The 7,853-nt window shown below is 28.6% G+C and carries 10 protein-coding genes; 9 read left to right on the forward strand and 1 reads right to left on the reverse strand.

Features of this window, described 5'->3' with window-relative positions; genetic code table 11:
- Positions 1-308: 308 nt before the first annotated feature.
- The 4 genes from KQI16_RS09305 to KQI16_RS09320 all read left to right on the forward strand — a co-directional run bounded on the left by KQI16_RS09305 (position 309) and on the right by KQI16_RS09320 (position 4,048).
- Positions 309-1,151, forward strand: a complete 843-nt coding sequence (locus KQI16_RS09305; RefSeq protein WP_216433824.1) for a glycosyltransferase family 8 protein — start codon at positions 309-311, stop codon at positions 1,149-1,151.
- 91 nt (positions 1,152-1,242) lie between these two features.
- Positions 1,243-1,635, forward strand: coding sequence for a pyridoxamine 5'-phosphate oxidase family protein (locus KQI16_RS09310; protein WP_216433826.1), 393 nt, complete (start codon positions 1,243-1,245; stop codon positions 1,633-1,635).
- Between the two features lie 314 nt (positions 1,636-1,949).
- Entirely contained in the window at positions 1,950-3,074 is a 1,125-nt protein-coding gene (locus KQI16_RS09315; RefSeq protein WP_216433828.1) for an SLC13 family permease, read from the forward strand.
- 146 nt (positions 3,075-3,220) lie between these two features.
- Complete coding sequence (locus tag KQI16_RS09320) at positions 3,221-4,048, forward strand: exodeoxyribonuclease III (protein WP_216433830.1); 828 nt, start codon at positions 3,221-3,223, stop codon at positions 4,046-4,048.
- Positions 4,049-4,123: 75 nt separating this feature from the next.
- On the opposite strand, the gene KQI16_RS09325 is transcribed toward KQI16_RS09320, so the two are convergent.
- A complete protein-coding gene (locus KQI16_RS09325) occupies positions 4,124-4,702 on the reverse strand; it encodes a TetR/AcrR family transcriptional regulator (protein WP_286173027.1) in 579 nt (192 codons plus the stop codon).
- Positions 4,703-4,911: 209 nt separating this feature from the next.
- Here KQI16_RS09325 and KQI16_RS13045 point away from each other — a divergent pair, with 209 nt between their 5' ends.
- The 5 genes from KQI16_RS13045 to KQI16_RS09340 all read left to right on the forward strand — a co-directional run bounded on the left by KQI16_RS13045 (position 4,912) and on the right by KQI16_RS09340 (position 7,625).
- Positions 4,912-5,169: a hypothetical protein gene (locus KQI16_RS13045; protein WP_286173028.1), complete on the forward strand. Its 258-nt coding sequence runs from the start codon at positions 4,912-4,914 to the stop codon at positions 5,167-5,169.
- Positions 5,126-5,605, forward strand: coding sequence for an MFS transporter (locus KQI16_RS13050; protein ID WP_286173029.1), 480 nt, complete (start codon positions 5,126-5,128; stop codon positions 5,603-5,605). The genes KQI16_RS13045 and KQI16_RS13050 overlap by 44 nt, the downstream gene beginning before the upstream one ends.
- 38 nt (positions 5,606-5,643) lie before the next feature.
- On the forward strand, positions 5,644-6,144 hold the full coding sequence (locus KQI16_RS13055; protein WP_330654192.1) for an MFS transporter: 501 nt from the start codon (positions 5,644-5,646) through the stop codon (positions 6,142-6,144).
- Positions 6,145-6,249: 105 nt separating this feature from the next.
- Entirely contained in the window at positions 6,250-6,855 is a 606-nt protein-coding gene (locus KQI16_RS09335) for a hypothetical protein (protein ID WP_216433833.1), read from the forward strand.
- Between the two features lie 536 nt (positions 6,856-7,391).
- A complete protein-coding gene (locus KQI16_RS09340) occupies positions 7,392-7,625 on the forward strand; it encodes a hypothetical protein (RefSeq protein ID WP_216433836.1) in 234 nt (77 codons plus the stop codon).
- Positions 7,626-7,853: the final 228 nt, after the last annotated feature.

Below are 7,853 nucleotides of genomic sequence, written 5' to 3' on the forward strand. Positions count from 1 at the left end.
TTGTCTTTCTAAATTCTTCTGTATAATACTTTTGCCCTTTTGCCATTGTAGACACTTCCTTCCCTTTTTATATTTTAAGGTGTTCGGCTTTTTGTGTCTACACTAATATACTAACACCACTTTAATTAGCTTCTGTACTTAGATTTTTTTATGAGCACAAGTTTATTAAAATCTAGCAAGGATAGTTTTGTAAATTGGAGTCTAAAAATAGGTGTTGTTATTTTTTGGATATAGTTATAAAATTTAAAATAGTTTAAAAGTAAATAAATTCCTTGAAAGCAATAAAAATGTAGGAGGGAATATTATAAATGAGAAATAATAATGATTATATACATTTGCTTTTTACGGCAGATGAAAAATATGCAGGGCGTATTCCAGTGGTCTTACAATCATTATATATAAACGATAGCAATAATTTATTTCATATACATTTAATTTATGATTCAATTTCTGAGGAATTAATATATAAGCTTGAAAATTTCTGTAAAAAGCTAGGTTATTATTTTTCAGCTTATAGGATTAGGGAGAAATATTTCAGTAATGCACCAGTTAACAAACATTATTCAGAGATGATGTACTATCGTCTTTTGGCTGCGGATATTCTTCCGAAATCCATAGATAGGGTAATATATCTGGATCCAGATATTCTTTTAATCAATTCCATTGAGCCCTTGTGGAAGATGGATTTAGAGGGAAAAATTTTTGCAGCAGCTTCTCATACGGAAGAAAAGAGAATTTTAGATAATATAAATAAATTACGATTGGGGATATCTTCTGCTTATTTTAATACAGGTGTCTTGCTAATGGATTTAACTAAGTGCAGAACTGAGATAGTTCTGGATGAAATAATTAGTTTCATAGAGAAAAATGGAAATAGATTGCTGCTTCCTGATCAGGATGTTTTTAATGCACTGTATTCTAAATTTGTTAAGCTAATTCCTGATGAAATATGGAATTATGATGTTAGAAAATATACTCAATATTATATTAAGTCATCAGGTATGATAGATGAAAATTGGATTATACAGAATACTGTAATACTCCATTATTGTGGAAAGGATAAACCATGGAATAAGCAATATAAGTATCGTTTTGCTGATTTATATAGACATTATCAACAGCTTTGTAAAAGAAAAGGATATAGTATATAAAATCATTTAACAAATTTTTAAAAATGATGATATTATTAGCATGATAAAATAAATGAGGAGTTAATTTTATAAGATAAAGGGGAGTTAGAATATGCAGGAAGTTTATGAATTCTTAAAGAATTGTGAAGTATATTATTTAGCTACAGTAGAAGGAGATCAGCCTAGAGTTAGGCCTTTTGGTACAGTAGATATTTTTGAAGGTAAGCTTTATATTCAAACTGGTAAGGTAAAAAATGTATCAAAGCAGCTTCAAGAAAATCCAAAGGCAGAAATCTGTGCTTGTGCTGATGGAAAATGGCTTAGGGTAGCAGGAAAGCTTATAAGAGATGATAGGGTAGAGGCAAAAAAACATATGCTTGACAATTATCCTCAACTTAAAAGGATGTATTCAGCAGAGGATGATAATACAGAAGTTCTTTACTTTGAAGATGCAGTAGCTACTTTCTATTCATTTATAGATGAGCCAAGAGTAATTAAGTTTTAGTTTTAAAGTAACAAAATTATATAAAGGGGGGTATAGATTATGGTCTTCTTGATGCAAGGGAGCTTTAGTGATTTTTGCAGTGATATAATAAAGGAAGCTTTGAAAATGTAAAGCAGATAAAATTTATTTATTCTTTAAACCTTTTATATGGTCTATATTGAGACCTATAAAAGGTATTTTATTTATATTTGCAATTTTAACTTGTTCATAATGATTTTATGGAGTAAATTAGATAAGAAAATATTTAAGTATATAAATAAGGATAATATTTTACACTTAAGAAAAATTTACTAATGATAAGGAGCAGTGGCTTAATGAAATTAATTTTTAATTATCTAAAAAAAGAAGCAGTATTAAGTATATCTTTCTTACTTGCTATTATATCCATGTTATTTGTACCATTGGATAATAAATATATTAGTTACATAGATTTTCATACATTAATTGTTTTATTTAGCTTAATGCTTATAATGGCAGGTCTTAGAAGCCTAGGAATATTTTCTATGATAGGTAGCTGGATGCTGAAAAAGACGAGGAATGTACGAAGTTTATCAATAGTATTAATTCTGCTCTGTTTTGCTTTCAGCATGCTTATTACAAATGATGTAGCACTTATTACTTTTGTTCCCTTTACTATTGATATACTTGTTATGGCTGGGTTAGAGAAATATATGATTTCTATTATTGTGTTGCAGACTATTGCAAGTAATTTAGGGAGTATGCTTACACCATTAGGTAATCCACAAAATTTATATTTATTTTCTTTAAGCGGAATAAGTTTGAAGAAATTTCTTTCGTTAATGATGCCTTACACTTTACTTTCATTAATTGGTTTATTAGTAGTTTGTTTAGTATTAATTGATAGAAAAGCTGTTGAGGTAAAGCTGCAGTTAAATCATAATCTTACATTAAATGAAAAGAAGAAAGTTATTGGTTATATATTGCTTTTTCTTTTTGCTTTGACAAGTGTAACTCATATAATTTCAGTTTATATAACAGGAACGGTAGTTTTACTAGCAGTTTTTCTAATAGATCGTAGAATTATAGGAAAAGCTGATTATGCTTTATTATTTACATTCATATTTTTATTTATATTTATCGGAAATATGAAACGTATTCCTGAAATAAGTTTTTGGTTTAATAGTGTTATAAAGGGAAATGAATTGATTACATCAGTTCTTGCAAGTCAGGTTATTAGTAATGTTCCTGCTGCTATCCTCCTTTCCGGCTTTACAGATAATATATCAAGCTTAATTATAGGTACAAACTTAGGGGGACTTGGAACAATAATAGCATCTATGGCAAGTCTTATTTCTTTTAAATATTATGCTAAAACAGAAGGTAAGCGAAATGCAGTTTATCTTGGAGTGTTTACCTTACTTAATTTAATTTTTTTGGCAGCATTATTGATTTTATATTATATACTTGCCAAAAGATAAATTAATATAATTTATTTGATTAATTCATTATGGTAAAATGATTTATAAGACTCTATAATAACTTAGATAAAATTCAAAGCTATTTGTTTATGAAGTTATATATAAGTTAGTTATTAGATAAATCTATCCATAAAGGAGGAAAAGTAATGAAGTTTATCTCATGGAATATTGACTCATTAAATGCAGCCCTGACAAGTAGTTCAGCAAGAGCTTTGTTATCTAAAGAAGTATTAAATACAATTAAAGAGCATAATCCAGATGTGATTGCTTTACAGGAAACAAAACTGCCAGCTAGTGGACCTAGTAAAAAGCATCTAGAAATTTTAAAGGACATGTTCCCGGATTATAAAATTGTTTGGAACAGTTCAGTTGAACCAGCTCGTAAGGGTTATGCAGGTACAATGTTTTTATATAAGGATAATTTAGAACCAGTTGTTAGTTATCCTAAAATAGGTGCACCAAGTACTATGGACTATGAAGGAAGAATAATTACATTAGAATTTGATGATTTCTTCTTAACTCAAGTTTATACACCTAATGCAGGAGATGGCTTGAACCGTTTAGGGGAACGTCAAATTTGGGATATAAAGTATGCAGAGTATTTAGAAAGTTTGGATAAGGAAAAATATGTAATTGCAACAGGTGATTTTAATGTAGCTCATAAGGAAATAGATTTAGCTCATCCTAATAGTAATCGTAATTCACCTGGATTTACTGATGAAGAGCGAGAAGGTTTTACAAACTTATTAGCAAAAGGCTTTACAGATACTTTTAGATATATTCATGGAAATATAAAAGATGTTTATACTTGGTGGTCTCAGAGAGCTAAAAGCAGTAAAATTAATAATTCTGGCTGGAGAATTGATTATTGGATAGTTAGCAATCGTATTGCAGATAAGGTAACTAAATCTGAAATGATTGATTCAGGTGAAAGACAGGATCATACTCCAATATTGCTTGAAATTGATTTGTAGAATATAATTTTTTACCCTCGATATGACTTTATTAGAAGCTATCGAGGGTATTTTTATATTTAACATTAAATAAATTTATTCAAGAAAAACAGGAAGCAGTATTTCATCAACTAATTGTTCAAGATGATTTTCTTTAATGGCATCTTTATGAATTAAATTTCTTACACGGATTAAGTCAAAAGGAAGGGTTAAGGTTGTATCACTTACTTCTTTTATTTTTTCACCCCTAGCTTTTGCTAAACTAAGTAATTTTCGCATAACAAGAATGTTTTTATTAGTTGCGTTAACTTCAATTTCAGACATTTTTTTGCTATCTTGCCCCATCTCATATAAGACTGCGTTCATGATTTCATAGCTGCCTTCCGTATAAATCTTTTGATAGAGTGTAAGAAGATGTAATAAATCTTTACGAAGACTTCCAGTATCCTGAATTTTATCAATTAATTCTCCACCTAATACCTTTGCTGTTTTATATGTCATAATCTCATGAATTAATTCAAATTTATTTTTCCAGCGGCGGTATATTACAGTACGACTTGTTTTTGCTTCCTGTGCGATTTGTTGAAATGTGAGATTAGTATATCCGACCTTTTTAATCATTTCTATAGTGGCATTATAAATACTTTCACTTAGTATATCTCCACGTTTTCGCATGTTTTTCATCCTTTCCCTGGCAAGAGTAAGTATATAAATTTCCAAAATGCTTATAAAAACATTATAACATTTTTCAAATAAAAAATAAGATACATATTGAACTTTATTTTAAAAAGGAGCATATTATTAGGGTACAGAATGCATCTTAAGTAGATGGTGATATGAAAAAAGATAAATCAATCAAAGAAATTATGGGTATAGCATGAATTTTGGTATTTGGGGCACTTCCACCAATGTTAGATACTACTATTGTCAACATAGCTGTGAATGATTTGGCAAAAATATTTTCAGCATCTTTTTCTAGTACTCAGTGGATTGTAACTGGATATACCCTTGCTTTAGGAATTACAGTTCCATTTTCTGGATGGTTGATTCGTAAATATGATGGTAAAAAAAATATTTATGGGAGCTTTAGGGGTATTCTTGGCAGCTTCACTGCTTTGTGGTCTATCATGGGATATGAATAGTTTAATTACATTTCGTATATTTCAAGGTTTTGCTTCTGGAATAATGATTCCAACCTTAACAGCTTTGGTTGTACAGCTTGCAGGAAATGATAATATTGGACGTTTAATGTCTATTGTTGGAATACCTATTGTTTTTGCTCCAATTATTGGTCCGGTTATTGGGGGATTAATTATGCAATATTCATCTTGGCATTGGTTGTTTTTTGTGAATCTTCCTATTGGAGCAATTGCTTTATTGATGATGCATTGGAAATTACCAAATTTTAAGGCAATAGATAAATCTGCTAAATTAGATTGGATTGGTGTTTTTCTACTTGTAATGATGTCAGGAATGTTTATCTTTGGTGTAACTGAAATAAAGGCCTCAGGGGCTAATTCAATAGCTGTTTTATCCTTTGTATTGGCTAGTATTTCCTTAGAAATGTACGAGCTTTAAATGTTATTACATCAGCTCTTTGGTTAATACCTCAAGGCATAGGAATGCTGGTTACACGACCTATCATTGGTAAAATGACTGATAAAATTGGAGCCAGATTTGTTGTTCTACCTTCAATTATAATAACTATTATGGGAACTCTGCCATTTGCATTTTTTGATTCTGATACAGCCTATTGGATTATATGGCTTACTTTATTTTTACGTGGAATAGGAGTTGGAGGTATAACTGTGCCTATTATGAGCGATTCTTATGTAGGTCTTAAAAATACTCAAGTTCCAGCAGCCAGCGTTGCTACAAGAATTATTCAAAATATAGGTGCTGCATCTGGTTCGGCTATTTTGGCAACAGTTGTTAGTAACTCTCTAAATATGAAGGAAGGGACTATAGCTAATTTAACTATTGCTTATCATATGGGTTTTATTACAAGTTTAATATTTATGTTAATTAGTATTATTCCTACATTCTTTTTGACAAATAAGCTTAGAAAGATGAATAATGCTGATACTGATGGTGGGAAAATTTCAACAGAATCATAAATGTTTAGATTGTAACTATAAGATTTTTGAAAATATAGAGCTTGTTTATTATAATTAATAATAGAACTATTCATTATTTTCTTTCTTTAACAGGGGGAGGATATTGTGGTAGGAATATTAAGCATTGATTTTGATTACTTTATTAATGCTTCATCACAGGAACGATATATATATTTTCCAAATGGAAGTGATGAAATACCTAGCAACAAATTAAAATCCATGTGGGAAGAAAGATATTTAAAATACCCTGAACTTAAAAAGGTAGGGATAATTGAAGATTTTTATTTCTTGAAAAATTTTCTGATGAAATTAAAGATACCACAAGAAAATTTTTTAAAAGTGAACAGTCATAAATATATAAAAAATATTATTGATAGAATACCAAAAATATTACAATTGATGATAGTAAATATCGATTTTCATCATGATTATTATCATTATTATAAAGGTCCTAATAATTATAACTGCGGCAATTGGTTGAGAAGAGTAATTGAAGAACGACCTAATACGAAAGTAAGATGGATTAGAAGGAGAGATTCACAAATTTATAGCTTAGATGGAACGTTTCCTTTTGAACATACTGAAGATATAAAATCTATTAGTAATGAAAATTTTGATTATGTCTTTTTATGTAGAAGTCCTGAATGGAGTCCTATTCATTTAAATGATAAATTTGAAGAATTGGCTTCTTCAGTTAAAATTATATGTTAAATAATAGTGGACAAGCGAAAATGAACAATAAAAAAGGGGGCTGTATTAAAATGATTTTAAAAATCCTTTTAATAGGACCCTTTCTTTATAGTATTCAATAGATGCTGCAATAGATTTTTTATAAAGAAGAATGATTTTCAAGGAATAATTTTTACCTTCTATAATTTATTTTTTTATTATAATAATGGTAGAATAATAAAAGAGAATTTTATATGAGAAATATCATATATAGGAGAAAAAAATGAGTTTTGATAATGAAATACCTTCAATAATACTTGAAAATGGAACTAAAAGGAGTTTTAAAAAGGTAAGAATATTTATTAATGGAATTTATATGTAATTAGTAATTTTAGTTATTAGATTTTTATGTAGTTTTATGAATATTAATAAAAGAATAAAAAGGGTTATTAATATAATAGCTTCTTATTTTATGGGGATATTTATTTATCTTTTCTTATTTTTAGCTATAGGTGATTTATTGATTTTAATTTCTATATTAACATAAGTTGCCTGTTATAGCAATGGAACACAATCCAATGAGAATTAATGAATATAATGGTGATATTGATTTAATTGTGGCAGGCCATACCCACAAGGGGCAAATTTGGCCGGGCAATATAATTACAAGTAAAATGTATGCTGTTGATTATGGTTATTATAGAAAGGATGAAGATAGTCCTCAAGTAGTTGTAAGTTCTGGCGCTGTAATATGGGGAATGCCAATGAGACTTGGTTCAAAATGTGAAATAGTAAATATAAATTTAAAATAATAAAATAAAAACTTGTAAATAAATTTGGCTGTATACTACAATTTTGTTATAATTTAAATTAGTAAAGATTATTTTAAAAACAAAGAGATTTTATGGGAATAATATACAAATAGTGTAAAGTTTCGTATGAAAAAATGAGCAGAAGTTTATTTGAGCAATTTTAATAACTTAACATTAATTTATTAGATTAATTTGTAATTTCAAGCACAAGAAAAAGGCCTTCGGTTG

Source organism: Caproiciproducens sp. MSJ-32, from assembly GCF_018918055.1.
Taxonomy (GTDB): Bacteria; Bacillota; Clostridia; order Clostridiales; family Clostridiaceae; genus Clostridium.

What these genes read in the sequence shown, in the direction of transcription:
- KQI16_RS09310 (WP_216433826.1), top strand. Translation starts at nt 1,243, where the DNA reads ATGCAGGAAGTTTATGAATTCTTAAAGAATTGTGAAGTATATTATTTA.
- KQI16_RS09320 (WP_216433830.1), top strand. Translation starts at nt 3,221, where the DNA reads ATGAAGTTTATCTCATGGAATATTGACTCATTAAATGCAGCCCTGACA.
- KQI16_RS09340 (WP_216433836.1), top strand. Translation starts at nt 7,392, where the DNA reads ATGAGAATTAATGAATATAATGGTGATATTGATTTAATTGTGGCAGGC.
- KQI16_RS09305 (WP_216433824.1), top strand. Translation starts at nt 309, where the DNA reads ATGAGAAATAATAATGATTATATACATTTGCTTTTTACGGCAGATGAA.
- KQI16_RS09325 (WP_286173027.1), bottom strand. Translation starts at nt 4,702, where the DNA reads ATGCGAAAACGTGGAGATATACTAAGTGAAAGTATTTATAATGCCACT.
- KQI16_RS09315 (WP_216433828.1), top strand. Translation starts at nt 1,950, where the DNA reads ATGAAATTAATTTTTAATTATCTAAAAAAAGAAGCAGTATTAAGTATA.